41 protein-coding genes are annotated in these 23,505 nt (G+C 62.9%); 18 read left to right on the plus strand and 23 right to left on the minus strand.

What is annotated here, in order from left to right:
• Window positions 1-306: 306 nt before the first annotated feature.
• Window positions 307-939 (plus strand): hypothetical protein, encoded by a 633-nt coding sequence (locus tag AC1DN0_RS15455; RefSeq protein WP_477111029.1) that lies wholly within the window; start codon window positions 307-309, stop codon window positions 937-939.
• 18 nt (window positions 940-957) lie between these two features.
• Here AC1DN0_RS15455 and AC1DN0_RS15460 read toward each other — a convergent pair whose 3' ends face one another.
• The 3 genes from AC1DN0_RS15460 to AC1DN0_RS15470 all read right to left on the minus strand — a co-directional run bounded on the left by AC1DN0_RS15460 (window position 958) and on the right by AC1DN0_RS15470 (window position 2,963).
• Window positions 958-2,073, minus strand: coding sequence for a tyrosine-type recombinase/integrase (locus AC1DN0_RS15460; protein ID WP_477111028.1), 1,116 nt, complete (start codon window positions 2,071-2,073; stop codon window positions 958-960).
• Entirely contained in the window at window positions 2,070-2,315 is a 246-nt protein-coding gene (locus tag AC1DN0_RS15465; protein WP_477111027.1) for a DUF4224 domain-containing protein, read from the minus strand. Before AC1DN0_RS15465 ends, AC1DN0_RS15460 begins: the two co-directional genes overlap by 4 nt.
• Window positions 2,316-2,438: 123 nt before the next feature.
• Window positions 2,439-2,963, minus strand: a complete 525-nt coding sequence (locus tag AC1DN0_RS15470; RefSeq protein ID WP_477111026.1) for a DUF1643 domain-containing protein — start codon at window positions 2,961-2,963, stop codon at window positions 2,439-2,441.
• A gap of 30 nt (window positions 2,964-2,993) precedes the next feature.
• Here AC1DN0_RS15470 and AC1DN0_RS15475 point away from each other — a divergent pair, with 30 nt between their 5' ends.
• On the plus strand, window positions 2,994-3,197 hold the full coding sequence (locus AC1DN0_RS15475; protein WP_477111025.1) for a hypothetical protein: 204 nt from the start codon (window positions 2,994-2,996) through the stop codon (window positions 3,195-3,197).
• Window positions 3,198-3,312: 115 nt separating this feature from the next.
• A complete protein-coding gene (locus AC1DN0_RS15480; protein ID WP_477111024.1) occupies window positions 3,313-3,528 on the plus strand; it encodes a hypothetical protein in 216 nt (71 codons plus the stop codon).
• A gap of 17 nt (window positions 3,529-3,545) precedes the next feature.
• Here the strand turns inward: AC1DN0_RS15480 and AC1DN0_RS15485 are convergent, their stop codons facing one another.
• The gene (locus AC1DN0_RS15485) at window positions 3,546-4,568 is read right to left on the minus strand and encodes a phage Gp37/Gp68 family protein (protein WP_477111023.1); all 1,023 of its coding nucleotides are present in this window, start codon (window positions 4,566-4,568) and stop codon (window positions 3,546-3,548) included.
• A 41-nt stretch (window positions 4,569-4,609) separates the two neighbouring features.
• On the opposite strand from AC1DN0_RS15485, the gene AC1DN0_RS15490 reads away from it, so the two are divergent.
• Window positions 4,610-4,813, plus strand: coding sequence for a hypothetical protein (locus tag AC1DN0_RS15490; RefSeq protein ID WP_477111022.1), 204 nt, complete (start codon window positions 4,610-4,612; stop codon window positions 4,811-4,813).
• A gap of 14 nt (window positions 4,814-4,827) precedes the next feature.
• Here the strand turns inward: AC1DN0_RS15490 and AC1DN0_RS15495 are convergent, their stop codons facing one another.
• From AC1DN0_RS15495 to AC1DN0_RS15555, 13 genes are all read right to left on the minus strand, one after another.
• Window positions 4,828-6,621: a DNA cytosine methyltransferase gene (locus AC1DN0_RS15495; RefSeq protein WP_477145831.1), complete on the minus strand. Its 1,794-nt coding sequence runs from the start codon at window positions 6,619-6,621 to the stop codon at window positions 4,828-4,830.
• Between the two features lie 351 nt (window positions 6,622-6,972).
• Window positions 6,973-7,290 (minus strand): hypothetical protein, encoded by a 318-nt coding sequence (locus AC1DN0_RS15500; protein WP_477111020.1) that lies wholly within the window; start codon window positions 7,288-7,290, stop codon window positions 6,973-6,975.
• Window positions 7,287-7,727: a hypothetical protein gene (locus AC1DN0_RS15505; RefSeq protein ID WP_477111019.1), complete on the minus strand. Its 441-nt coding sequence runs from the start codon at window positions 7,725-7,727 to the stop codon at window positions 7,287-7,289. Before AC1DN0_RS15505 ends, AC1DN0_RS15500 begins: the two co-directional genes overlap by 4 nt.
• Before the next feature lie 199 nt (window positions 7,728-7,926).
• Window positions 7,927-8,430 (minus strand): hypothetical protein, encoded by a 504-nt coding sequence (locus AC1DN0_RS15510; RefSeq protein ID WP_477111018.1) that lies wholly within the window; start codon window positions 8,428-8,430, stop codon window positions 7,927-7,929.
• A 34-nt stretch (window positions 8,431-8,464) separates the two neighbouring features.
• A complete protein-coding gene (locus tag AC1DN0_RS15515; protein WP_477111017.1) occupies window positions 8,465-9,286 on the minus strand; it encodes a hypothetical protein in 822 nt (273 codons plus the stop codon).
• A 23-nt stretch (window positions 9,287-9,309) separates the two neighbouring features.
• Window positions 9,310-9,894 carry a PD-(D/E)XK nuclease family protein gene (locus AC1DN0_RS15520; RefSeq protein ID WP_477111016.1) on the minus strand — a complete coding sequence of 195 codons (585 nt, stop codon included), beginning with the start codon at window positions 9,892-9,894 and terminating at the stop codon, window positions 9,310-9,312.
• On the minus strand, window positions 9,894-10,835 hold the full coding sequence (gene bet / locus AC1DN0_RS15525; protein ID WP_477111015.1) for a phage recombination protein Bet: 942 nt from the start codon (window positions 10,833-10,835) through the stop codon (window positions 9,894-9,896). The genes AC1DN0_RS15520 and bet overlap by 1 nt, the downstream gene beginning before the upstream one ends.
• A gap of 34 nt (window positions 10,836-10,869) precedes the next feature.
• Window positions 10,870-11,172: a KTSC domain-containing protein gene (locus AC1DN0_RS15530; protein ID WP_477111014.1), complete on the minus strand. Its 303-nt coding sequence runs from the start codon at window positions 11,170-11,172 to the stop codon at window positions 10,870-10,872.
• A gap of 26 nt (window positions 11,173-11,198) precedes the next feature.
• Window positions 11,199-11,339: a hypothetical protein gene (locus tag AC1DN0_RS15535; RefSeq protein WP_477111013.1), complete on the minus strand. Its 141-nt coding sequence runs from the start codon at window positions 11,337-11,339 to the stop codon at window positions 11,199-11,201.
• 100 nt (window positions 11,340-11,439) lie between these two features.
• On the minus strand, window positions 11,440-11,643 hold the full coding sequence (locus AC1DN0_RS15540; RefSeq protein WP_477111012.1) for a hypothetical protein: 204 nt from the start codon (window positions 11,641-11,643) through the stop codon (window positions 11,440-11,442).
• Window positions 11,640-11,867: a hypothetical protein gene (locus AC1DN0_RS15545; protein WP_477111011.1), complete on the minus strand. Its 228-nt coding sequence runs from the start codon at window positions 11,865-11,867 to the stop codon at window positions 11,640-11,642. Before AC1DN0_RS15545 ends, AC1DN0_RS15540 begins: the two co-directional genes overlap by 4 nt.
• The gene (locus AC1DN0_RS15550; protein ID WP_477111010.1) at window positions 11,864-12,139 is read right to left on the minus strand and encodes a hypothetical protein; all 276 of its coding nucleotides are present in this window, start codon (window positions 12,137-12,139) and stop codon (window positions 11,864-11,866) included. The genes AC1DN0_RS15545 and AC1DN0_RS15550 overlap by 4 nt, the downstream gene beginning before the upstream one ends.
• A 9-nt stretch (window positions 12,140-12,148) precedes the next feature.
• A complete protein-coding gene (locus AC1DN0_RS15555) occupies window positions 12,149-12,364 on the minus strand; it encodes a hypothetical protein (protein WP_477111009.1) in 216 nt (71 codons plus the stop codon).
• Between the two features lie 136 nt (window positions 12,365-12,500).
• Between AC1DN0_RS15555 and AC1DN0_RS15560 the strand changes: the two genes are divergently transcribed.
• Window positions 12,501-12,701: a hypothetical protein gene (locus tag AC1DN0_RS15560; protein WP_477111008.1), complete on the plus strand. Its 201-nt coding sequence runs from the start codon at window positions 12,501-12,503 to the stop codon at window positions 12,699-12,701.
• Window positions 12,702-12,753: 52 nt separating this feature from the next.
• Here AC1DN0_RS15560 and AC1DN0_RS15565 read toward each other — a convergent pair whose 3' ends face one another.
• From AC1DN0_RS15565 to AC1DN0_RS15575, 3 genes are read right to left on the minus strand one after another with little or no spacing between them, the layout of a single operon-like run.
• Window positions 12,754-13,107, minus strand: coding sequence for a hypothetical protein (locus AC1DN0_RS15565; protein ID WP_477111007.1), 354 nt, complete (start codon window positions 13,105-13,107; stop codon window positions 12,754-12,756).
• A gap of 8 nt (window positions 13,108-13,115) precedes the next feature.
• On the minus strand, window positions 13,116-13,385 hold the full coding sequence (locus AC1DN0_RS15570) for a hypothetical protein (RefSeq protein WP_477111006.1): 270 nt from the start codon (window positions 13,383-13,385) through the stop codon (window positions 13,116-13,118).
• A gap of 13 nt (window positions 13,386-13,398) precedes the next feature.
• Window positions 13,399-14,175, minus strand: a complete 777-nt coding sequence (locus AC1DN0_RS15575; protein ID WP_477145832.1) for a LexA family transcriptional regulator — start codon at window positions 14,173-14,175, stop codon at window positions 13,399-13,401.
• Here AC1DN0_RS15575 and AC1DN0_RS15580 point away from each other — a divergent pair.
• Window positions 14,174-14,554: a hypothetical protein gene (locus AC1DN0_RS15580; RefSeq protein WP_477111004.1), complete on the plus strand. Its 381-nt coding sequence runs from the start codon at window positions 14,174-14,176 to the stop codon at window positions 14,552-14,554. The genes AC1DN0_RS15575 and AC1DN0_RS15580 overlap by 2 nt on opposite strands.
• 293 nt (window positions 14,555-14,847) lie before the next feature.
• Here AC1DN0_RS15580 and AC1DN0_RS15585 read toward each other — a convergent pair whose 3' ends face one another.
• Window positions 14,848-15,165 (minus strand): hypothetical protein, encoded by a 318-nt coding sequence (locus AC1DN0_RS15585; protein WP_477111003.1) that lies wholly within the window; start codon window positions 15,163-15,165, stop codon window positions 14,848-14,850.
• Between the two features lie 189 nt (window positions 15,166-15,354).
• Here AC1DN0_RS15585 and AC1DN0_RS15590 point away from each other — a divergent pair, with 189 nt between their 5' ends.
• The 12 genes from AC1DN0_RS15590 (at window position 15,355) to AC1DN0_RS15645 (ending at window position 21,438) form a co-directional block, all read left to right on the plus strand.
• On the plus strand, window positions 15,355-15,699 hold the full coding sequence (locus AC1DN0_RS15590) for an XRE family transcriptional regulator (RefSeq protein WP_477111002.1): 345 nt from the start codon (window positions 15,355-15,357) through the stop codon (window positions 15,697-15,699).
• A complete protein-coding gene (locus AC1DN0_RS15595; protein WP_428179446.1) occupies window positions 15,696-15,842 on the plus strand; it encodes a hypothetical protein in 147 nt (48 codons plus the stop codon). Before AC1DN0_RS15590 ends, AC1DN0_RS15595 begins: the two co-directional genes overlap by 4 nt.
• A gap of 17 nt (window positions 15,843-15,859) precedes the next feature.
• Window positions 15,860-16,753, plus strand: coding sequence for a hypothetical protein (locus AC1DN0_RS15600; RefSeq protein WP_477111001.1), 894 nt, complete (start codon window positions 15,860-15,862; stop codon window positions 16,751-16,753).
• Window positions 16,750-18,144 carry a replicative DNA helicase gene (dnaB, locus tag AC1DN0_RS15605; RefSeq protein ID WP_477111000.1) on the plus strand — a complete coding sequence of 465 codons (1,395 nt, stop codon included), beginning with the start codon at window positions 16,750-16,752 and terminating at the stop codon, window positions 18,142-18,144. Before AC1DN0_RS15600 ends, dnaB begins: the two co-directional genes overlap by 4 nt.
• A gap of 7 nt (window positions 18,145-18,151) precedes the next feature.
• Window positions 18,152-18,619 (plus strand): RusA family crossover junction endodeoxyribonuclease, encoded by a 468-nt coding sequence (locus tag AC1DN0_RS15610; protein ID WP_477110999.1) that lies wholly within the window; start codon window positions 18,152-18,154, stop codon window positions 18,617-18,619.
• Window positions 18,619-19,020 carry a hypothetical protein gene (locus tag AC1DN0_RS15615; protein WP_477110998.1) on the plus strand — a complete coding sequence of 134 codons (402 nt, stop codon included), beginning with the start codon at window positions 18,619-18,621 and terminating at the stop codon, window positions 19,018-19,020. The genes AC1DN0_RS15610 and AC1DN0_RS15615 overlap by 1 nt, the downstream gene beginning before the upstream one ends.
• A gap of 79 nt (window positions 19,021-19,099) precedes the next feature.
• Entirely contained in the window at window positions 19,100-19,339 is a 240-nt protein-coding gene (locus AC1DN0_RS15620; protein ID WP_477110997.1) for a hypothetical protein, read from the plus strand.
• 79 nt (window positions 19,340-19,418) lie between these two features.
• The gene (locus AC1DN0_RS15625) at window positions 19,419-19,613 is read left to right on the plus strand and encodes a hypothetical protein (RefSeq protein ID WP_477110996.1); all 195 of its coding nucleotides are present in this window, start codon (window positions 19,419-19,421) and stop codon (window positions 19,611-19,613) included.
• Complete coding sequence (locus AC1DN0_RS15630; protein WP_477110995.1) at window positions 19,613-20,035, plus strand: recombination protein NinB; 423 nt, start codon at window positions 19,613-19,615, stop codon at window positions 20,033-20,035. Before AC1DN0_RS15625 ends, AC1DN0_RS15630 begins: the two co-directional genes overlap by 1 nt.
• Window positions 20,032-20,163 carry a hypothetical protein gene (locus tag AC1DN0_RS15635; protein ID WP_477110994.1) on the plus strand — a complete coding sequence of 44 codons (132 nt, stop codon included), beginning with the start codon at window positions 20,032-20,034 and terminating at the stop codon, window positions 20,161-20,163. Before AC1DN0_RS15630 ends, AC1DN0_RS15635 begins: the two co-directional genes overlap by 4 nt.
• A 190-nt stretch (window positions 20,164-20,353) precedes the next feature.
• On the plus strand, window positions 20,354-20,815 hold the full coding sequence (locus tag AC1DN0_RS15640; RefSeq protein ID WP_477110993.1) for a hypothetical protein: 462 nt from the start codon (window positions 20,354-20,356) through the stop codon (window positions 20,813-20,815).
• 11 nt (window positions 20,816-20,826) lie between these two features.
• Window positions 20,827-21,438 carry a hypothetical protein gene (locus tag AC1DN0_RS15645; RefSeq protein WP_477110992.1) on the plus strand — a complete coding sequence of 204 codons (612 nt, stop codon included), beginning with the start codon at window positions 20,827-20,829 and terminating at the stop codon, window positions 21,436-21,438.
• 231 nt (window positions 21,439-21,669) lie between these two features.
• Here the strand turns inward: AC1DN0_RS15645 and AC1DN0_RS15650 are convergent, their stop codons facing one another.
• Together AC1DN0_RS15650 and AC1DN0_RS15655 are read right to left on the minus strand one after the other, a co-directional pair.
• Window positions 21,670-22,464, minus strand: a complete 795-nt coding sequence (locus AC1DN0_RS15650) for a hypothetical protein (protein WP_477110991.1) — start codon at window positions 22,462-22,464, stop codon at window positions 21,670-21,672.
• 648 nt (window positions 22,465-23,112) lie between these two features.
• Window positions 23,113-23,487, minus strand: a complete 375-nt coding sequence (locus AC1DN0_RS15655) for a DUF4124 domain-containing protein (protein ID WP_477110990.1) — start codon at window positions 23,485-23,487, stop codon at window positions 23,113-23,115.
• Window positions 23,488-23,505: the final 18 nt, after the last annotated feature.

The raw sequence follows: 23,505 nt of genomic DNA on the forward strand, positions 1-23,505 counted from the left end.
TTCATCGTGCGACGATTCTCGGACTTCGCCTCATTCCATCTCACGCTACGCCGGAGTTGCTCTGCGCCTCCGGCAACCCGCGACGATTGCCGACGTCTCACCTCGAATAGCTCGCGACGCCGCTCCTCAAATAGCCCGGGACGTAACAGGTATATCTCAGCGTGAACGCGCGGGTGCTCCGAGGCCAGATCACAACAGCAAAAATCCTCTCCGCGACGCAACAGCCGCTGCTGAAGTAGCACACTAGCTTTCTGAAGTCTCTATTGCGTTTTGCAATGTCCTGTCGTTCGATGCGAGTGAGATGCTATGAGCGAACTTGTGGCTCTGAAGAGTGCTTATCAGCTTTTACAGGACTACTGGCTGCTGACGGTCTTTGTTCTGGCATGGTTCCTCCGCCATGCGGTACAGAAATGGGTCGAAGCAAAGCTTAATGTTGCCGTGACAAAGGAAGCGGAGGCGATCAAGCACCAGTTTCTGGCCGAGATGGAGGCGTTAAAGCTCACCTATTCCTCGCAGCTTGAGGAAACGAAGCTCAAGATTGAAATCCGAAAGGCGGCCGCCATTGAGGTTGCGAAGCAGCGGATTGAGGCATATCAGAAGATTGAGCGGTTGTTGGGTGCCGCAGGACGAAGCGCTCATATTTTTCTCACCCTTGAGCCTCAACGACGCGCCGATCTTATGCCTCGCACCGAGGTAATAACAAATCTGCATGCTGCATCTGAGGCGGTCAGTGAGAAGCAACTACTCGTACCGGATGAGGATGTAAAGGCATTTCACGCGCTTATCTCGGACATGAATGACCTCTGTGCAGCGCACGAGCAAGCGAACACGACGTTGACCGAGACGGATGCAGCCATAGACGACATGGCGAAACGAGTCCGTGCTTTCAAACAGCGTCTCAGAGAATTGCTAGCTTCTGTGGCAGCTGAGATTCAATAGACCATGCAAGCCCGCTAGCTACATTGGCAGGCTCAGGCGAACGACCGATATAGGTACTTCACGCTGCTTGATGTACCCCTCGGTCGTCGCCCGGTCTGTATGCGCGCCTGCCACCTGCAGGGCGTCGATGTCATAGCCTGCCTTCTTCGCATCCGTGAGCGCCTTGGCCCGGATGTCCTTCACCGTGTAGTCCACATCGCCGATCTCGGCGCGCGCGATCGCATCGCGCCAGGCATCCCGGCACGCTGCCGCGGTCTTCGCCTTTCCCTTCTTGTTGATCACCACGAAGTCGTCAGTCAGTGCCTGCACCTTCACGTCTTGCCGGAGCGCTTTGGCGCGGCGCAGCACTTCGCGAATCTCCGGGGTGATGGGCCAGTCGACAGCCTCGCCACTACTGTCCTCGGTCTTGGACGGGACGAAGTGGATCAGCCCTGCTTCGCGGTCCACCTGGCTCCAGCGCAGCTGCCGTATATCGGTTGAACGCTGGCATGTCAGGTAGCACAGGTCGACGAAGACCTGCATTTCCGGGCCGGTCGGCACCTTTGCCACAATAGTTTGCTCCTTGCCGCCGATCTTCTTCTTGTACTTGTACTCGGCCAGCGCCGCGCGGATGGCCAGGAAGTGGCCATGCGGGATGTACGTCGTCCGGACCTTCGGCTTCTTCAGTTCGATCTCGCGGCAGGGATTCAGCGGCACATGCCGGCGGCGCACGGCCCAGCTAAAGAACTTGGACAGCCAGCCCTTCATGGCGGTCTGGGTCGGCAGCTTGTCTGGCCAGTTCTGCAGCAGGAAATCCTCCACCGCGCCCGGGTCAACCTCTTCGATGTTGTGCCGCTTGAAAGCCTTACGGACATCCTCCCCGCGCCGGCGCCACTCGGCCCGGAACGAATCGGCATACTCCTTTTCCGTCTTCTCCATGTAGACGGCCACGAGCCGGGACATGCTCCCTTCGTCGCCGTCGACCTCCGTCTTCCGCTTCTCCTCGGCCAGCCGCTCATACATCCGGGTCTGGCCCTCGTCGAAGCGGCACAGCTTGATCCACTTCTGGTCGGTGTTCCTGACCCAGTGATAGCTGCCAAAGCGGACATAGACCCGGCTGGGCAGCCCGTCTGCCTTCTTCCTGCGCCCGGTCATGCCGCCTTCCTGAGGGGGATCAGGGCGGGGCGGTTAGCTGCCGGGGTGCCCGCGCCAGGCAGGACCCCCGCGCGCTTCGCCTGCAGCGCCTCGAATGCTGCCCAGGTCAGGATGATCCTGCCGTCGGCGCGCTGCACTGGCGTCAACCCAAAGTGCAGCTTGAACCATGCTGCTTGCGCGCTGTGTCGCTTCTTGCCGGTGACGTCCCGCAGGTCCTGCTCGCTCATCAATCTTGTGTCCATCTGGCTCTCCCAGTCCTGCCGTCCTGCCGGGTTGTTTCAATCATACGTTTTGCTGCTGCTTTCACTTCTACTCACTACGTTGGTAAATGCCGAATACGCACCATATGGGTATCCGCAAGGTGCTCAAGGTGCGAAGAGCTTCGGCCGTACCTTGGCCGCGATGTACAGGGGATGCTTCGGGCTGCCGTCCTGGTTCAGGCCCAAGTGATGCAGCAGGGCGCCACGGCCGCACATCCTCACGATGCGCAACACCTCCGCCGCACGCGCCGGTGCCGCCTTGTGTGCGCCCCATGCGCAGATCACCAGCGAGCAGCGATCCAGCGCGTCCATGATTGAGCAGTTGGCCGTGTCCTCGCGACCCAGYGGCGCCGGGTGCGCCAGCAGGCCGTCTGGATCGGTGGAGCGCAGGGGGAACAGGTTCACCACCTCCAGGCGGCCATAGCGGCGGCCGGCCAGCGCGCGCTGCAGGCATCGGGTGATCGTCGGGTCGTTGACCTGGTGGTCGGCGGTCGACGGGTTGAGCATGATGAAGCCCAGGGCCGGCAGGCTGCGGTCCCACTGGCGCCAGAGGCGATAGCGGTACTGTTCGCAGTCGGAGAGGATGGCGCCGGCCTCTCCGTCAAGTGTCTGGGAGGTCATGTGCTTCATGCTACGATTCTCCAAAACAGGGGGGCTACCATGGGCATTGAGAGCTACAAGGACTACACAGTTCGTGGCTTTGCGAAGCAACTGTCGGATGGTTCGTTCGAAGCATTTGGCACCGTGCAGCAGGACCATCTCGTTCTGGAGGCGTCTGAGCCTCTGGGCTACTACGCAACGTTCGACTTTGCCGTCGCGGCAGGCATCGAATGGGCGAAAGCATGGGTAGATGATCAACGCTGATCCCTCCGAAATTCCACCGCACAGATCCTGAAGAGGGTGGGGCGTTCTTTGAACATGCTACGGTCCATGAACCTGCAAGCAAGGTGCGAGCAGTTTGCCGACAGAGGGAGCTACGATGACTAAGGAAAAATTCTTCGACAAAGAGCTTGCTGACAAGGTTGGCGAAGGCAAGGCGCTCCATGCCGCTGTGTTGACTCAGGAGACACGCGAAAGCCTTGAGAGGATCAATGTCGAACGCGCATTGGTGGGCCTGGGCGCTGTTCAGGACCCGATGGACGCCCTCTTGGACTTCGATAAGATCCTGGGTCTTCCTGGCGACCCGACCAAGTAATTTAGTGGTATGGCGCGTCATGCCGCGATCTCCGGGAATCCATCGTGCTGCACGCTGTCGAGCAGGCGGCCGGCGGCCTTCTTACCGACGCGGTCCATTGCCGCAATGGGGTAGGGCTGGGTCGCGCTGTAGTGGACGAAGGTGTAGCCGCGCTCGGCCGCCTCGACCTCTGCCATCGTGCGGTTGTTCGGCGCGTGCTCGCCCCATTGCTTGAACAGAAACGGCACGCCAGCCGCCGCGCACTGGTCGCGCAGGCTGGTGACCCAGTCCGGATGCATAGGTCGCGCGACCGCGCCGCTCTCGCCGCCAACGATCACCCAGTCGATTCCATCGTCGTAGCCCGTCCAGCTTGCGGATTCCCCGCAGGCCGGGCATAGCGGCACACACTCGCCGTTGGCCGTGTAGGTTTCGACCTCATCGTCTTTGACGTACCGTGTATCGGCGCAAACATCCATGCAGTGGACGCCAGTTGGATCAAGCCAGCGCGACACGTCCACCGGCCCCAGAAGCGGCTCCATGCTCAGGAACCGCACGCGCGCCGGCTCGTCCAGCAGCTTCGGGATGTCGCGGTCGGCCTCGGCCTGGTTGCAGATCGTCGCGCCGAGCCAGACGTTCGATGGCAACCGGCCCGGCATTCCTGGCCCGACGAGCATGCCCTGCACATTGCCGATCCGCTTTGTCAGCAGCAACCAGTCGAGGTTCGGCGTGGCCATGATCAGGTCGAACAGATCGGTACGCCAGGCCGGATCCACCGCGTTATCGAACACGTCGGCCAGGCTGGCGCAGAAGACGCGCTGCCGGCGGCCATGCTCGGCGAAAAAGGCATCATGGTTGGCGTTCCAGGCCAACGGCTTGCGCCAGTTCGCGGGGCTCGTGAGCCGGCGCGGCGCGCCCGGGCCCCAATTGACCGCCTGCCCGCCAGCGAAGCGCGCATTGCGAGTCTCTGCGTAGCAGTGGTCGCAGCGGGGCCCGACCTTCTGGCAGCCTTCCCAGGGATTGAAGGTGTGATCTGTCCACTCGATTTTGCTGTTCTCGCTCATAGGGGCCTCAAGGTTTGCTTCCCAGCGCCGATAAGTCGGGCATGGACGATTATGAAAAATTCCTCAAAGAGACGGCCGAGCTGCACGGCGACGAAGTTGCCAAACTCCACGCTGAATTGGGCCGCGCTGTCTATGAGCAACGGGTGCGTGATCGCGAGCGGTACAGGGAGATGGTCGAAGAGACTTTCGCGTTTGAGCACCACGCCCGTCTGAACGGCTACCTCGGTTTTCCCCCGCTTCCCTAGAGCCATTGGTTGGGTCATGCTGCCTCCGGCTGAGCCACCGACAGCGCCACGGCCACCGGCCGCACCCAGACCGGCATGGCCGACAGCATGAAGGTCTCGCCAGTCTCGGCCAGCAGCAGGGTGGTGCCCATTACCTCCGCGATCGCGCGCGCGGCGTCCGGCGGCACTGCGTTGCCGATGCGCTCGCGCCAGGCCTGATCGCTGAGCCCGTCCAACTCCAGGTATTCCTCGGGCTCGATCAGCGACTGAAGCGCGGCCAGTTCCAACGTGGTGAAAGGGCGGTGCCACGTACCGTCCAGCGCGCGGATGATCGCGACCAGCTTGTCGTTCGCCGCGGGCAGGCGCGGATCAGCGACCGACCAGCGGCCGTTGTCGTGGCCAGCAGCTGCCGACACGGCGCCACTCGACTGATCCCAGCCCACCACACCATAGTGGCCGCCGGTCAGGTAGTGGTCGCCGCGCTCGCGCCGCATACCGGGGCGCGGGTCCGCAACGGCATACGCCCCCTGGCCGGTGTCGCTGCGTGCGATGACAGTGCCGGCCGGCTCGTCGAAGCCGGTGATCCGATACTTGCCAGCACCCTCGAATCCGGTCGACGCGCGCGGATCCTGGACGCACTGTCCTGTGCCATGGGCGYTGGTGACCGCGCCGGCGGCCTGGTCCCACGGCACGATCCGGAACTCGTTGTTGTGCTTGGCCGGGCCGGCGTGGCGCGGATCGGCGACGGTGTAGTAGCCCTGGCCGGGCATCTGCTGCGCGGCGATGGTGTTTGCATGCTGGTCCCACGGCAGCACGCCGTAAGCATGGCCATCATTCCATTTCGCGCTTTTGGCGAAGCGCGGGTCGGCGATCGAGAAAGTGCCATTGGTCGGCAGCGACTCGCCGGCCACGGTGCCCGCTGGATCCTTCCAGTCGATGACGCCAAGGTGCCCGGACCTGCGTTCCGGCAGGATCAGGTAATCCCGCAGGTGCCCGTTCTCCACCGCCAGCTTGTTCAGGCTGCGCCAGTCGCTGCCGGCTTCGACGAACGCCAGGCGCACCCAGGTCTTCCACTGCAGCGAGGGAACACGGTGCATCGGACCGCCGGTCAGCTCGCCGGGCAGCGGCATGCGACCTAGCACCGTTCCGACACCCTGCAGGCGTCGCAGCTCGGGCTCGTACAGGAAGGCCGGGACCTTCTCCATGTGCCGCGCCACCAGCAGGAAGCGCTTGCGGCTCTGGGCCAGCCCGCCGAGCTCTCCGCAGTCGTGCGTGGTCTCGTTCACCGCATAGCCGTAGTGACGCAGGATCTGGTTGATCTGATCCAGCAGGTGCCGGCCGCGCGTGGCCAGCCGCGGCACGTTCTCGAAGACGATCAGCTCGACGGGGTCGTCCTTCCAGGCCTCGCACATCAGCCAGACGCAGCGCAGCGTCAGCTCGTTGAGCGCCTGGTACTTCGGCGTGCGGCTCAGGGCCTCGGACAGCAGGCCGGATGCGCCCTTGCACGGCGACGAGATGAACACGCAGTGCGGGTGCTCGTTGTTGGCGGCGCGCCGGATGTCAGCGGCCGTGGCCTCGCGCCAGCCCGCCGGCGGCTCTTTGCCGTGGAAGGCGGTGTACATGGCCCGCGTGAACAGGTCCATGACGGTGCAGGGCACGCCCACGAGCTGCTCGAAGTCGCGCGCGGCGGCCGGGTCGACGTCGATGCCGCCCAAGCAGCGCCAGGTCGCGATCATGTTGCCCACCTGGGAGGCTGCTTTCTTGAAGCCCTTGGCGCCGCCGCCCAGGCCGGAGCACATGCCGAATGTGGTGTATTCGCGGCGGATCATGCGTGTGCCTCGTTGTAGGAGAAACCCTCGCTGTAGGAGGAGGCTTCGCCTACATCCGACATGCAACCCAGCGCGTATCCTGAATGAAGGCTAAGACAGAATTGGAGAGAGCTATGAAGCCCATTCTTGTGCTGCTTGCCGCTTCCATTGCACTGCTGAGCGGCTGCGTTGTGGCACCCTATGGAGACGAGCACCGGGGCGGTGGGGGCTACTATGGCGGAGAGCCTCACGGGGATCACGATCGGTACCATGACGATCACGATCACGACCGCGGCGATCATCGGGACGATGGGGGGGATCGAGATCGCGGGCAGCCGGGGCGCTATCTGTACTGATTTCGGGGTCATCTCATTAATCCTGTTGCGGCTTCGTCAGCGAAGCCAGTAATGCGGATTCGGGCCCGAACTTCACCCAGCGCGCCAGCGGCTGCAGCGGACGTGTCTTCGCGCCATCGTTGAGCGCGCGAGCCAGGCGCTCGAGCTGCAGCAGACGGGAGGCCTGGGAGACGTTCGTCTCGCGCGCCACGGCCAGCAGCGACTTCGTCTCAGCCAGTTGTCGGCGCAGCTCGGCGTTCTGCCGCTTCAGAGCCGACGAGTCGGCGGCAAGATCCACGATGTCGGCGTTCAGCCGGTCGGCGGCGCGGACGGGGGTGCGAAGGGGCCAGTTCATGCGGTCACCTGCGCTGGGTCGGGTTCGAGGGCGGCAGGGCGGCCGGCCAGCACCAGGCGCAGGCGCGTACCGTCAATCCGCGTGGAACCGATGCTGGATTGGGCGCCGGTGCGGAACTGCGCTGCGTCGATTGCGCTGACACGCCATGCGGGCATCGGCGAGACGCCCTGCACGAATTCCACCGGGCGGCCGAGTTTCCGGAAGCACCAGTCCTGCATGAACATCTCGGCGTTCCATGCTTCAGGGCCGTAGCACTCCACCAGCGTCAGCGCCTGGAAGCCTCGGCCCTCGGTCAGGTCCGGGGAATGCGAGACTCGCCAGTAGGTGGTCAGCTTTGCGCGTGCGGCGATCTTCGCTTCGTGATCGACGCAGGCCTGCTCGGTCTCGAAGAGCTGGCCGTCGTCGGCGCGGTACATGGTCTTGTTGATGGCTTCCATGGTCAGGCTCGAAGTAGGGTGGGCGGCTGACGGCGTTCCCAACCAGGAGACGGCGTCGCACGCTATTTAGGGACTCGGCGTTGTCCTGCCGCAGCCGCCCGTTGAGGGGTGGGTTACTCGCTGCACCGGAAGGGAATCGAACCCCGCGGGCCAGGCACCTGCCCGGTACCGCCGGCATCTGCTTTCGCCCGTAAATCGGTCAGGCCGCTTCCTTCATCTGCTCCGGCTCTTGGAAGCTCAGGCTCATGTGCACTTCCTGGCCGAGCAGCTGGAGGATGCGGGCGGTGGTTTTTTCGTCCGGGTACGCCTGCACGCGGAAGTTGATGAAGACCGTGCCGCCTTCCTGAAAATCGAACGAGAGCTTGTTCACCCTGGCATCTTCGAGCAGGATGTCGTCCTTGGGCCGCACCTTGCTGAGGATCCGTAACAACTGGTGCTCCCAGTCGCCGTCCCACTTCACCGCGCCGAGGGCTGGGTTTTTCAGGTTGGGCAAATAGGCAGCGTCGCTCACCAAGTCGCCCTGCACTGATTCGTCCTTGTAGTAGAACGAGGACTTCAGCGTCGGCGAGAACTGCGCAAGCAGATCGTTCGAGACGCGTGCCTGCAGCTTCAGGTCCACGCTGAGCACGTTGTCTTCACCGTGCTTCTCGTTGCGGGTGTTGATGTGCTTGATCTTGACCAGCTGGCTTTCGAGTTCGAGCATTGCTGTGGCTCCGGTGGTGGTGGCGGTTTGGGATTTAGGCAGCGCGCGCGGACATGACTTCGTCCGGGTAGGCCTCGACGCCCTCGATGCGCATGGCGTCCTTCTGGGCCTTGGCCAGCTGGTTGAGCGCGGACTGGTTGACCTCCAGCAGGTGCTGGTGCTCGGGGTGCGCGGCCACGAAGCGGATCAGCGCCATCTTGTCGGTGCAGCGCGCTTTCCAGTTCTTGCGGGTGGACAGGCCTGACACCTTCGGCGCGGCCGATGCGATGGGCACCGGTGCGGCGGTCACCAATTCGGCTGTCATCGCGATGTCTTGCGCCTGCTGTGCGCCGGCGGCGACCGTCTCCTGCGCCTGGGCTTGCAGTTGCTCGGCCTTGGCGGCATCGCCAGCGGCAGCGGCCGCCGCGGCTTCCTTCGCGATCCGGTCGGCTTTCTCTTGCGCCACGCGCTGTGCCTCGCGCGCCTCGGCTTCGATGCGCTCGCGCTCTTTGCGGGCAACTTCCTCGGCGGCGCGGCGCGCTTCCTCGGCCTTGCGCTGCTGCTCGCGGTCATAAGTGAGCAGCGCGCCCTTCAGCTTGGACTCGGCCGATTCCAGGTATTCCTTCGGCGCGCGGAACAGCTCGTTGACGGCCTTGAGCACCTGGTTCAGCGGACCGGTGATCGAGGTGCGCTGCTCTTCGACCTGTTTCATCAGCGTCTTGACGGACTTGAGGTCGTCGCTTGCGATCTCGTACATGGTCGGGCTGTCGATCACGAAGGCCTCGGCGCTGGATAGCGCCTTCTGCGCCTTGCCAGCGAGGACAAGCGCCACGCTTGCGTCGTAGGCGACRGTGCCTTGGGTAGTTGCATTGGTCATAATCAGGATCTCCAGGGCCGCGCTCAGGCGGCGTGCTTGTTACGGAAGCGGTGCAGAGTCAGGCAAGAGAGAAAGACGGCCCAGTCGTCCGGGTCCTTCATCTCGTGCAGGCGATAGGTGCCGTCGTCGCGCAGCTGGAGGGTGTAGCGGCCAGGCACGCGCTTGCCTGTTTCCTGTTCGACGGCGTTTTTGTAGGCGGCTGTCTGCGGGCCGTAGCTCGGATACTGCTCGCCGGTCTTGATGTCGAGGATCCCGCGCGCACCGTCCATGTGTATCAGCCGGTCATAGGTGCCGGCGTAGCGGTGGGTGGGATGGAACACGCGGTGCTCCATGCCCAGGATCTCGAATTTCTTCTCAGCGCGGAACCGGATCCACCCGTTGAGGTAGGGGCGCACGACATCCGCGACCGTCGATTCGTCCAGGTCGCCCTCGTCGTAGAGCTCGGTCGCCTTGTGGACCGCGGTGCCGAGTTGGCGCTTGTACTCCAACACCTCCGGTGCCACGAATTTGAAGTCGTTCAGCGGCGCGAGGATCTGCGTCACGCTCGGGATCCGCGCGCCATCGAACGTGTAGGCGTGTTCTGCCTCGTCGAAGAGCAGGACAGACATCAGCAGTTCTCCCTGATGTAGTCCTGCAGCGCCACGAAGCCGTCGCGGGTGAGGGTGTCCAGATCGGCAAGGCCCAGAGCCTCCAGCGCATCGGGAACGGCGATGCCCGCGCCGTCGAGCTTGTTGCGCACCCATTGCTTCTCGCCATCGGTGGCCATGTCGTCGCCTGCAGCGGGCTGGCGCTGGGCTTGCGTCTGTACCTGCTGCTGGGCGGCCGGGTGCTGCTCAACTTCGGCGGGCTGCTTGATGCGCTGCATCGGCATGTCGACCGTGCGGGTGTCCTGCTGCTCGATCTGCTTGGCCTTTGCCTGCGGCATCTTCACGACCGTGCCTGCGGCGGGCCGGGACACCTCGGCCGGGCCCATGTCGCGCTCGACAATGCGCGCTGCTTCGTCCTCGTCGTAGATGCCGGCAAAGCCGTACGCGAGGCGCGCGCCTTGAATCAGCGTCTTGTGGCGCATCATCCGTGATGGGTGGCTCTTCCACGGCTGCATGGTCGCACGTACCACCTCGGCAAAGCGCTCGCGGATCTTGATCGGGCGAGCGCGGTCCTTGCGGTAGATGTGGACCTCCATCCAGACCGGAACAGTCTTGCCTTCGAAGGTGGTCGTTTCCTCCGATTCGACGAACTCGAAGCCGTCCGACTGCGGGTGCTCGTTGATGATGCGCGACCAGCCGTCGACGCCCACCACCGGCACGATGCCGCCCTTGTCGGGGAAGGCGTAGATCTCCTTCGTGAAGGGGTTCAGGCCGTACTGGTCGGCGACGATCAGAAGCGCGGCCATCTGCTCGTCGCTGATTTCCTGCTGACCGTTCTGGCGGAATGCCGTGGCCTTCAGGGTGGCCAGTAACTTGCCGGCGTCGATGCTGTACTTCGCCGCAAACTTAGCGACGAGGCTCTGGTTGTTGGCGACCGGGCGCTCAGCGACGGCAGTGGACATTTGCGATCTCCTGGATTGGGTTGGTGTGCCGGTGTTAGGCGGCCTGGGTGTCGGTTTCGGCGTCGGCCGGCTTCGCTTCGATCCGCTCGTACGGGTACTTCTCGGCGAACGGCTTGATGTGCTTGTAGAAGTGCGAGCCGATCGACTCGGCGCCGCTGAACGCCGCGAAGTCCTCAGCGCTCACGTTGCGGTAGTGGTAGAGCGAGGTCGGTTCGCCGGCCTTGTTCTTGAAGCGGACGGCGAGCATGCTGGACTCGGCGTCGTGGCCGATGCTGTAGATCTGCGACGATTCGACAGACTGCATGGCGATCGCGGTGGGTGTGATTTGCGTGTCCATGAAAATCTCCTGGGTGGGTGAAGCGTTTAGAAGCCCGCGCGGATGGCGACGGTCAGGTACCAGATGCAACCGGCGGCCAGGCCGTAGCTAATGGCGCCAGCCCACTGCCGGGCGCGCGAGCACTTCGCGGTGGCCAGCAGTTGATTCGAGGTGGGGTCGTAGTTCATGCCAGCACCTGGTGGGCGACGACGACCACGGCGTAGCCGAGGGCCAGCCAGAACAGCGCGGCCAGCACTCGGTTGTTGCGAGTGATGCGTTTTGAGGGATTCACGCCTCGTTCCCCCACAGTTGTTCGTAGGCTTCTGGTGTCTGCAATCCACTTACGAGAAAGCCTGCAGCGCGATCGAAAGGGGCATCGTCCAGGTTGCCGAAATCGCCGTCGCCGGTGAGCATGTCGTGCTCGGTGCCGAAGTCATCGGTCACGATGCTCGGTGCCGGGATGCTGTGCGTGCGGTAGTGGTTCAGTTTCACGCTGCCCTCGCAGCGGAGAGGCCAGCGCCTTCGGCTTCATTCAGCAACTGCTGCGCGTAGAGCAGGACTGCGGTCTTGTCGATCGAGCCCCACACCGTGCGCTTCGGCGCCGCGGCGATGTAGTTGCGCAGGAGCGTCGCGCGCGCCGGGCTGCGTGCCAGTTGGTTGAGGAACGCCATTTCGGCGGTGGTGCCGTAGGCGTTGTTGTCGGTAGCGGTGCTCATGCTGCCCTCGCTGTGCCGTTGAACAGAAGGTGGTTCGGCGTGGCCTGGCGCATCAAGCGGGCATCGGCGGCGCACTCGCGATCCATCTCTTGGCTCTCGCGGGCCTTTGCGACCAGCTCATCGTGCAAGTCGGTGTAGTGCCCGAGCTGGACGATGTCGTGGTCGTCGCGCGCCATTCCCGAGTAATCGAAGCTCTCGATTCGCAGGAACCTGGCCAGTGCGTCGGCACGGTCTTGCGGCGAGAGGTGGCTAAGGATTTCGGCCGGAGTCATGGCGGATCCTCAGGCGACGGTGAGCAGGCCGAGGTCGTGCAGACGCTCAGCGGCTTTCGAGCCTGCGGTGACGAATTCGCAGAACGTGCTCAGCACCTGCTCGTTGCGAACGCGCAGTGCGTAGGTGACGTCCTGATAGGACATGCCGAGCTTTTCGGCCGTGGCTTCGACGGCCTGATCTCGGATCAGGTCTGCCATCTCGGGCAGGGTGAAGGTGCGGGGCATTTCAGTCTCCATCGGGGCGGCGCTGTGTAGTGCCGATGGATGTTATTAAACACCATGTTTATGTTTCGGTCAAACACTATGTTTAGTTTTTTGCGTGGCAGCCACCTAGACTGGATCAACGCACGCAGGAGCCGCCATGACCGTAGACGACGTGATCCAGGCATTCGAGTGCCTGGGGAGTGACGAGGACGAAGATTTGCCCGCGGACCGGGCGATGGCGATCCTGGCCGATCTGATGGTCAGTCAGGCCATGGGACCGGAAGCGCTGATGGCGCTACTGGATGTAGGCGCTACGCTTTGGCGGCTCGGGCTGGCCGAGCGGATGCGGGAGGTATAGGCGTAAAAAAGCCCACCGCAACGGGGTGGGCTTAGGCGGGCATGCTTGCGCTCTAGGCCGGCTGCTCGCAGCTCTTAATCGTTGTCATCCACGCTTCCTTGAAGCCGATGGTCGAGTAGACCTTCATCTCCGTCGCTTGTGGGCCCATTCCCGAGAACATGAACGTGGCGAAGGTGCCCAAATCATGGTTCCAGGTTATTAGCGCCTCCTTGCGCGCCTTGTCGTTCGATAGCTTGATCTGGCCCGGTTGACCTGCGCGGATCTGGCGCGCCTCGATGCATTGCGCGAGTTCGAGGTAGTCCCCGCGCAGGGCTTCCGTCCGTACCGGCGTCTGCCTATCCAAATCGTGCATGGTCATGCAGCCGGCGAGGGTGGCAAGTGGAATTGCCAAGAGTAGGGATCGCATCGTTTTCCTCATTGGGGGATCAAGGCGCAGCCGCAGTGCCTGCACTTGCTCGCGTCGCGCAGCACCAGCTCGCGGCAGTCGGGGCATTTGACGTGCGTTTCCGGGGTGGGCTGGCCTAGCGCGATCGCCTGGCTCGGCAACACCAGCAGGAAGATAAAGCCAACCAGAGGGGTGAAGAAGAGCGAAATCAGGAACCACACGAACACCGACCGGCCGCGCCGGGCCGCCAGGAAGGCGCAGGCAATGCTAAGGGCAACCCAGAGGAAGATGAGCCCCATATGCTCCCTTTTGTCAAAGCAAGCTGTCAGTCCAGACGGCCCTGCCAGCAATCATTGTCCTGTCGTCCGGCGGCAGCAGTTTGTCAGGGAACGTTGCCCGGTCCGGATTGTCGCTGCGGATGATCCAGGCCATCGCACCTGAGGCCGGATGGTAGTCGTGCACCAACCGCTTCAGCACTAGGTCGCCGTCCGGCATACAGATCAAGTAGATCTTCCCGTCCTTCGGCTCGTTGTCGGCGGTATTGATGAGTACCACCCGCCCATCCTGAATAGTCGGGCGCATGCTGCCCCCGTCCGCGTAGATGATCCGGGCGGCGTGCTCTGGCACGCCAAAGTCTCTGAGGCTCGACCGCTTGAATGCCAGTCCGCCTTTTACGACTACGTGATCCTGGAAGCGCCCATCACCACAGGCGGCCTTAACGTCAAGCTRCGGAACCAAAGCGAACTCTTCTTCTGTAGGGCGCGGTAAATCCTGCTCAGCAGGGCCGAGCGAAGGATTGTAAGCGCCTGCTGAAGAACTTTCACTGTCTTGGTGCGTCGGCAACACGGGCTTGATAGTTCCGCTGTCAGATGCCGGCACAGCCATAGGGGGCTGACCTGTAAGCAGCCACGTCGCGCTGCACCCAATGAATTCCTGCGCCTTCAGCATGCCGCCCTGCGACATGCCCCTCCGTTCCCAATTGTTGACCGTCTGCTGCGACTGATTCAGGGCCTTCGCCACGTCTGTCGGCGAATTTAACCCCTTGAGTGCTTTTGCGGCCTCGTAGAGGCGAACCATGGTTTCGTGCATGGCGCACATTTTCTCATGGGTAAACGTTTTGTTGATAAACGTGGTGTTTGACGTTTTGTTAAACATCATGTTTAATACGGTCATGAACGCAAAACAGACCGCCGTCCACGACGACTGGCAACTCATCGAAAGCCTTGGAGGTGCTGCTCAGGTTGCGAAGCTCCTTGGTTATGACAGCCGTCTGGGCGGAACCCAGCGGGTTCACAACTGGAGAGCGAGGGGTATCCCTCCCTCCGTAAAGATCGCTCATCCCGATCTGTTCCTCAAGGAAATCAAATACAGCCAAGACGCCAGCGCCGACGTCCAGCCCCCGGTAGGCACATCGAAGCGCAAATCGCGCAAGCCTAGGGCTGCGGGTGCGCCGGCTCATCCGGGCTAGCTCGCTGGTTTTTCCTTCGCGATTTCGATATCGCGCTGCACCCCGCGGAGCTTGGTCTTGAACCGGGTTACCCACGGGTCCTGAAAGATGATCGCACCCCCGCATACGGGGCAGGCCGAGCCCTCGGGCAACTCCGATGGCGAGCTGCAGGTCCCGCAGTGCAGCGTGTAGTCGGCAGTTGATGATTTTGGCATGGAGAACCCTGATGAAGAAATTGTATGCCCGCCTGGTGCTATGGCTGATCCGGCCGGCGCTTGAGCAGATCGAGGCTGGCCGACCGGTGTCAGTCGGAGTTACTTCGTATCTCGTTGGCGACTCAGGGCCCACTCCGTTTCTTCCACTCTCTGCTTCACGGATGCAAAGAAGTGCTCCAGATGCTGAACAGTCTGCGCCTGAAGACTCATGAGGGACGGATCGTCGCTTGGCGCAGTTGCCTTGAAGCGGGCTGCGCCGATGTACTCCCCGGGCACCTTCTTTCGCGCATCCGGGTTGCTCATGAACCAGTTGCTGTAGAGCTGCTGCAGCAGAAAGTTCTGGGCGCTGAGCATTGAAAAGGCTCGCTCCATGTCCGATTTGAGCGCGCGAATTTGTTGCTCGGTTTGTTTTTCCATGCATCCCCCTTTCGTGGGTGGTTGAGAAGGTCAGAGTTCTCGATTGTTCCATGGGCGGGGGATGCGCCAGTTAGTAGGTTTGTGGGGTTGCGGGTGGAAGCGTCAGGGATGGCGCTTTTATTTAAGGCCTCGCCCAACCGGTAATTCAACCGGTTATTCGATGAATTTTGGCTAAGGGGAGCCATCCACATGGATGAGTTGAAGCTGTTCGGCGGCGTAGTCAATGCCCCAGCGTTTCTGCCGGGAGCAGACGTTGCAGCGTGCGCCACGTTCCGCGAAGTGGTTCGGCTCTCGTGGAGCCATCGCCGCATCAAGGCTATGACCATGCGCACCCTTGCCGAGCGCATAGGCTGCTACCCGGCACACATCTCAGATTACCTCGCCGCCGATGACAAGCCGTGCCGCCGGAACCTGTCTCCCGAAAAGCTGAATGCCTGGGCGGCGACGGTCGGTAACTGGGGTGTGCAGCAGTGGATCGCCAAGCAGTCGCATCTGACGATCATGGAAGAGGTCATTGCGCAGAGGGCCGCATGAGCCAACAAGACGACATCAACGAACTGCTGCACAAGATGACAGTGGCGGAAACCCGGGACGTGCGGCTCGCGCTGTGCGCCCAGATCAAGCGCGAACTCGCCCAGCTGCTCGACAGCGCGGCGACCGCGGGAGGCAAGCAGTAATGGCAAGGCAAGCAGTCATGGAATGGTTCCGGTGGTGGCATGGCACCGTGACCGATCCCAAATTCCAATGGGTCGCCAGGAAGAGCGGCCAGCCAGTTGGGAACGTGATTGCCGTTTGGGCTGCGCTGCTGGAGTGCGCTAGCAGTGCAACGCAAGGCAACGCAGATGCAACGCGAGGCAACGTTGCATCGTTGCATCCTGAAGATTTCGACATTCTTTTCGGCTACGAGGACGGTTCGGTCGCCGCGATCATCGCCTCGATGACCGAGAAGGGACTGATCGTCGATGGCGCTATCGCGAGGTGGAATGAGCGCCAGCCAAAACGTGAGGATGCCGGCAATCCCAATACTGGCGCGCTTTCCAGCACCGAACGTGCCCGTCTTCGTCGCGAAAGATTGAAACGCGAAGCAACGGAAAGCACCGACATGCAACGCGATGCAACGCAATGCAACGACGAGCAACGCAATGCACCGCATAGAGAAGAGAAGAGTAGAGAAGAGTTAACTACAACTACAACTACTACTAACCCTAACGGGTTAGTTGTCGACAGCGCTCCGCCTGCCGACCTGACTCTCGTTGAAGGCGGGGCAAAAGCCACCCGTCCTGATTGCCCGCATCAGGAAATCATCGCGCTCTACCACGAGTTGCTGCCCGCCTGCCCGTCCATCCGGGAGTGGAAAGGCACTCGGCAGTCGAACCTGCGTACCAGGTGGAACGAAGACCCGAAGCGCCAGAACCTGGACTACTGGCGCCGGCTGTTCGCTTATGTCGCGCAGTCCGAGTTCCTGACTGGCCGCGCCCGAACTGCCGAGGGCCGCAAGCCTTTCGTCGCCAGCCTGGACTGGATCGTCAAGCCCGAAAACTTCACCAAGATCCGCGAGGGTCGTTACCACGAGGACGCTGCCGCATGAACGCCCCCGACGACCTGCCACAGGCGCGGCCGATGTTTAGCCTGGAAGCCGAACAAGCCGTGCTTGGCGGCCTGCTGCTCGAAAACAACGCCATCGACCGCATCAGCGGCCTGGAGCCGGCGCATTTCTACCGCGAGGACCACCGGCTGGTCTATTCGCAGATCCTGCAGCTTGTGGTGGCCAACCGCCCGGCCGACGTGGTGACGGTCTTCGAGGCGCTGCAAGGGCAGGGCCGCGCGGATCGCGCCGGTGGCCTGGGCTACCTGACCGAGCTGGCTCACCGCACGCCCAGCGCCGCGAATATCGCCCGCTACGCCGAGATCGTCCGCGACCGAGCACTGCTGCGCGAGACCCTGGCCACCGCGCAGAAGATGCGCGAGCTGGTCGAGACGCCGGGGCCGCTGAAGGGCGCCGAGATCCTCGATCGCGCGCAGACCATGCTGGCCGGGCTGGCGCAGGTGGGCGTGCGCAAGGAAGCGAAGCTGCTGCGCGAGCTGCTGGCCGAGTTCTGCGATTCGGTCGACGCGCGCGCCCACGGCTCGGGCGAGATGGCGATTCCCACCGGGCTCAATTCCCTGGATACGGCGCTCAACGGCGGGCTGCGCCGCGGCAACCTGGTCATCGTGGCCGGCCGCCCGTCGATGGGCAAGACCGCGCTGACGACCGACATCGGGCTGAACATGGCCACCGACTACGGCGTGCTGCTGCTGTCGATGGAAATGTCCGACCAGGAGATCGTGGCGCGCGCGGTGGCCAGCCGCGGCAACGTCTCACTCTCGAAGCTGCTGGGCCGGCTCAACCCGAGCGACACTGCCGCCTGGACGGCGCTGACCGCATCGATCCAGCACATCGACTGCCTCAACTTCGCCGTCGACGACTCGCCCGCACTGACGTTGCTCGAGGTGCGCATGAAGGCCAAGGTCCACCAGCGCAAGCACGGTCTGGATGTGCTGATCGTCGACTACCTCGGGCTGATGACCGGCGGCGAGGAAAAAATGCGCACGCAGCAGATCGGCGCGTACTCGCGCGGCCTGAAGGCGCTGGCCAAGGAACTGAACGTGCCGGTGGTGGCGCTGGCGCAGCTCAGCCGGAAAAACGAAGACCGTCCCGACAAGAAGCCGATCCTTTCGGACCTGCGCGACTCGGGCGACATCGAGCAGGACGCCGACGTGGTGATGTTCGTGCACCGCCCGGAGATGTACGAGCCGGGCAACGCCGACCTGAAGGGCTACGCCGAGGTGCTGATCCGCAAGCAGCGTAATGGCGCGCTCAGCGACGTGCCGCTGCACTACCGCGGCGCCGTAACGAAATTCGAAGAATGGTCCGGACCGATCCCGATGCTCAGCGGCGGGCCGGCGGTGCGCAAGCGCGGCATTGCCGCAGACCTGTGAGGAACTCATGACCCAGATCATCCTGACCCTGCCGTACCCCGTCAGCGCCAACCGCTACTGGCGCACCTACATGCCCAAGGGATTCAAGACACCCGTGACCACGCTCAGCCAGGAGGCGAAAGAATACAAGGCTGCTGTGGGTTGGCTGGCCAAGGCCGCCGGCGTGCGCCAGCCGCTGGCCTGCCGCGTGGCGATCGCCTACACGCTGTTCCCGAAGCGCCCGCTGGACTGGCAGAAGCGCATGGCCAAGGACCCGATGAACTGGGATGACGGTGTGCAATGCATCGACTTGGACAACGCGCAGAAGGTGCTGATGGACGCGCTCAAGGGCGTGGTGATCCAGGACGACGGCTGGCAGGTGCGCCGGATCTCCGCACAGCGGGCCGAGCCGGATGGCGAAGCGCGCCTGGTAGTGACCATCACGCCGCTGCTGACGGACTCGCCGCAGGCAGGGCTGTTCGGGGAGGCTGCGTGATGGAAACCCCAGAACATGCCCCGACCATCGGTGAAGCCCTACGGGCCGCGCTCCTTGCTGGTGAGCCGGTCATCGCCGGTCGCTTCGCCGACCTTCACGGATTCAGCCGGCAGGGCGTTGCCGGCGCCTTGCGCACGATGGAGAAGCGTGGGCTGGTGCACAGCGAACACGTCGAGCGAGCCAATGGTGGTGGCACGCAGCTTGTCGTCTACACGTGCATCAACCACGCTGGGATGCTGGCCCGGGAGACGGTGAAGCAGAAGTTCAATCCGATGATCCAACTAGCCGCTATCGCACAGGATTTCAGCGCCTTGCTGGAGGTCTGGGGCATCCGCGTCGTGGACATCGCGCTGCCGCACGTGCAGCACCGGATGGCGGACGACCGTATGGGGGCAGCGTGATGGATGACTTGGCAATGGCTTGGGTCGCGTTGGTGATCGTGCTGATGGGCGGACTGATCCTCTGGGGGGTGACCAACAAATGAACGATGCCAGCACCTTGTGGGCAATCCACGTCGAAGGCCCGGACGACGTCATTGCGGCGCCGTCCAAGGATGCGGCCGAGCGCGAGGCCGCGCTGCTGAACCGCTACTTCGCATCCATGGCCAAGACTGAGAACGACCCGGACCTGCGCGCGGTGGTCACGGCATGGCCGTACACGGCGGAAGGGCATGTGCAGTCCTTGGGACGAGATTGGGACAAAGAGGGGAACCGGAGATGATCTGTGCAAATTGCGGCGGCGCCGGCCACACGGCGCGCACCTGCCCCTGGACCCGCGGCGTGCGGATTGCGAGGCTGGCATGAGCGCTAGCCATGGAAGTTGCTACAAGTGCCGGAAGGAAGTGCAGGTCTATGGCTCCCGGTGGTGTGCGGATTGCCACTATCCCGGCATCGAGGACGACTACGCGCGGTACCGGGATCTCCTCGAGGAGGGTTACACCCGCTACCAGGCAAAGCTGATGGTCGGCTGGGCCGACCCGCCGGAGGAAGCCTGATGAGCACGCTATATCGAGAGTTCACCCTCAAGAGCCCCGGCATCTGGCCGACGGTGCTGGCCTTCATCAAAGCCAACGCGGCCGCCTTTGCGGAGAAGGGCAAGCCCCTTCGCATCATCGTGACGGCGGAGGAGCGCCGGCGCACGACGGAGCAGAACGCCTTCTACTTCGGCCCGGTGCTGCGCGATGTCGAGGAGCAGGCCTGGATCGATGGCCAGCAGTTCAAGCGCGCCACCTGGCACGAGTACTTCGCCGACATGTTCGCGCCGAAGGTCGAGATCGCGCTGCCGGATGGGCGTCTCTTTACACGCCGGAAGTCCACCTCGGAATTCACGGTCGCAGAGTTCAGCGAGTACGTGACCAAGGTGCAGGCGCACGCGGCCAACGAGTTCGGCGTTTCCTTCGATGGGGTACACGGATGACCTTCACCCTCGACGCATGGCAGATCCTGGCGATCGTGCTGCTGGCCGGCGCGTCCGGTGCCGCTGCCACGGTGATGGCGGTCGCCTGCTACGGGGCACGCCGGCAGGAGGGGGAGGGCGCGCCTTGACCCTGCCAGCTTGGATGTTCCGCGACCCGGCCGAGGTCCACGAGCGCAACGAGGCACGCAGCTGCAAGGGCTGCATATGGGAGAAGTCGGCCCGGCTGATGGGCACGACACATACGGTGTGCACCAATCTCCTTCCCGGCGGAAAGCGTCGGGAACACGGGAAGCGGTGCAAAAACTATCTGGAGAAGGCATGACGCCACACAAGCAACTGATCGCGCACGACCCCGAACACGGCTTCTGGGGTGACTGCTGGCGGACCTGCATCGCCTGCCTGCTGGAGATCCATCCGGCGGAGGTGCCGAACTTTGCCGCCGGCGGCGACCAAGCAGCGGCTGACGTTGCGTGCCGCTCCTGGCTCAAGGCGCGCGGCTACAACCTGGTCAGGTTCTGCATGAATGCCGATTTCGATTTCGCACGCGTGGCCGCCGACTGGTTCGACGACACGCTGTACATCCTCTGCGGCGCGAGCCCGAATATCCCGGGCGTGGCGCACTGCGTGATCGGGCGCGGGGCATTCGAGGTGGTCTGGGACGTGGCCCGGAGTGGGGCAGGTCTCGCGGGCCCCTGGGAGGATGAGAACGGCAATCGGGTGTACTGGATCGAATTCATCGTGCCCAGCCGCTTGGCGGGCGAGCAACGGGAGGCGGCATGAAGGATGGCGCTATGTTCGCAGACGTCTCGCACGCACTGCATGTGTCCTACCTGGTGCTATCGATGCCACCGCGGCAGAAGGCGCCGTTCCGCAACATGCTGATCCAGCTGCTGGAGGCGATCGACGAGCCGACGGCCGCGCAGGAGAAATGGCTGGGCGAGCTGCGCGGGCCCCAAGGCGAGTTCGACCCCGACCGGCTGACGATGGACGAATACCGTGCCCAGTACGCGATGATCACCGACGCAGCAAAGACTCGGCTTCCCAGCCCGGAGTATGCCTCGGTGCTGGCTCGCTACGCCCACGGCGAACAGAAGCTGGCCGGCTGCAAGCGCCTGGCGCTGTATGCGCGCCGCGCCTCGGGTCTCACGGCGACCGCGTTGCTGCTCGACCTGGTCGTCAGGCATTACCTGCCGCGCCAGCAACGGGAGGGCTACACCCTGCGCGCCATCGCGGAGAAGCGGAAGGTGGACAAGAACCGAGTGTTCCGCGCGGCGAAGTGGATGGAGGCGAATTTCCGGGTGCTGGAGACGATGGCGCTGGCGCGGCTGGAGCCGTCATTCGCGGCCCACGGGCTGATCGAGGACCGTACAGCGTACGAGAACCCGGAACGCCTTGCTGCATAAGGGATAGGGCCGAAAATCGCCTTGCATTTTTGAGACAAACGATGTAGATTGCCCCCAGACTCGCCATCAGAGTCATCAAAGCCCGCATGGTTCGCCCAGCGGGCTTTTTCAATGGCACCGCGTGACCGAGCCAGGACAAAGGTTGACGCAGCTAGATCTGGGTGGTGGCGCTGCAGCCGGTACCACCTTGACCGCGGGTTCGAATCCCTGCCGCGGCGCCACCATGCATGATCAAGACACGCCGGTTGGCGCCGTGGTGGGGGCTTGAATATCGCTTGGGACAGTTGCAGCTTTCGTCTGTGTGTTGCTTGGCCGGCGCTCAGGGTTCTGCGTTACATCCAGTGGAGCCCCAGAGGCGAAGAGCGCCTGGTGGGCAGCTTTGAAATAGTCCTCGAGTAGGATCTCCAGCGCGCTCTCATTGTCGTCGATAACCTTGATCCATTTCGAGCGAGCCAGGGCATAGTGGATTTTGTAGTCGTACTCGAACTCTTGCCTCCCTGTTCTATGCATCAGGTCATAGAAATCGAGCATGTGCAGGTCAGAATCCGTGTAACGCCTATCATGAACGTGGCTGCCTCTCGTCGCAGTAATCTCAGCAAGGGAGTGGGAAACTCGCTTAAAAACGGGGGTCACGACAGCGTCGACGCGAGCCTTGAAGGGACCATGTCGGAAGGACTCCTTCATAAGTTTTGCGAACTCGATGAGGCGCTCCTTCAGGATGTAAATCTCATTGAAGTACACAGCAATCTGCTGCGCGAGGTAGCGCGAGCGGCTGATCCTGGTGCGGGCGAAGGGAAAGCGACCTACATAGACGCGCGTGTCGAGAATTGCCTCGTAAGACGCGGATATCTCGGTAAAGGCTTCGAAAAGGCGCATGAACCGAGTTTCTTCCTCGGTCAATTCTGGGGGTGGCACCACGCTACCGGGTGCGGCCGAGCGTGCGGCGAGCCGTGCCTCGGTATGAGGCCTCATGTAATGGGTTGCCCAGTCGGCCATGTCGCGGGTGAAGCTGTCCTGAGAAGTCATCGGCTGTCCTAATTTGTCCCTTGGGAATTATGGCAGGAAGCAAAAAACCTGACCCGCATTCACGTCTCTTGCTTACTGGATGGAGCCAGCCATGTTCGCACCGCTCGCTGCTTATCTGCTGTGGGGCGTCTGGGCGGAGACATGTTGCCCTGGCTCGATGGTTTCCCGGGGCAGCCCCGTACAGCGCGCAAGGGACGGCGACACGTCTCCGCTGGCAGGCCGAGAGAATAGCCTGCCCGATATGCCGGGGGTAGCCAGCCCCATCGCGGCCCCGGATGCCCAGAGTGCTACCCGGGCACGAAGCGGTCGATTGGCGCTCGACGCCGGACCCGTAACCGGTGCCTTCGGGCCATGGCGGTTGTCGGATGGGCGCTTTGATGCCAAGCGTCGTAGAACAGACCGGCAAGGGAAACCACAACCGCTGTGGCCTGAGGCTTAATGTGCTGCAGGAGAAACATCAGAGTATTTCTCCTGCCTAATGTGACAAAGGCGGCACGGCGCCGCGTCTCACTCAACAGCATCTCGATGACAGTCGAGGTCACGGCCAGCACCAGGTGCCGGAAAACAGGTGCAGCGCAGCACGAAATGTGGCCAGTCTCCTCCCCGCTGGGATCGCGGGTTCCTTTTGGCGACGGGGCTGCGCAATCCCTATTCGCAGCGGTGCTTCGACATTTGCGCCCCCGACTGCTGGACTGCGTTGGCGGCTCGTTGAATCTCCGCAGGATCTTTCCGCAGCATGGCGCGCTCGGACCACGCGATGTTCGACGTGTATTGCTGCTTGAGCGAAGGGCAGATGATGCTTGCAACCAGCCGATTGGCCGATTGCTCGTTCCCGGGGATAAACGGCTGCGCACGTTCTTCGGCATTCAGTTGCCCGATGGACTTGCGCGATAGCTCTGTTTTCGCATTGTCCGGGCAGGGGGAATCCTGCAGCGTGACCTTCCCGGCCGAACTCCGGCATTGATAGATGGTTTGAGCGTGCGCACTTGTGGCGAGCGACATCAGCAACAGCAACCTGAGCATGGTTTTCCTCCTCGCCGG

The organism is Cupriavidus sp. 05N39 (assembly GCF_056397325.1).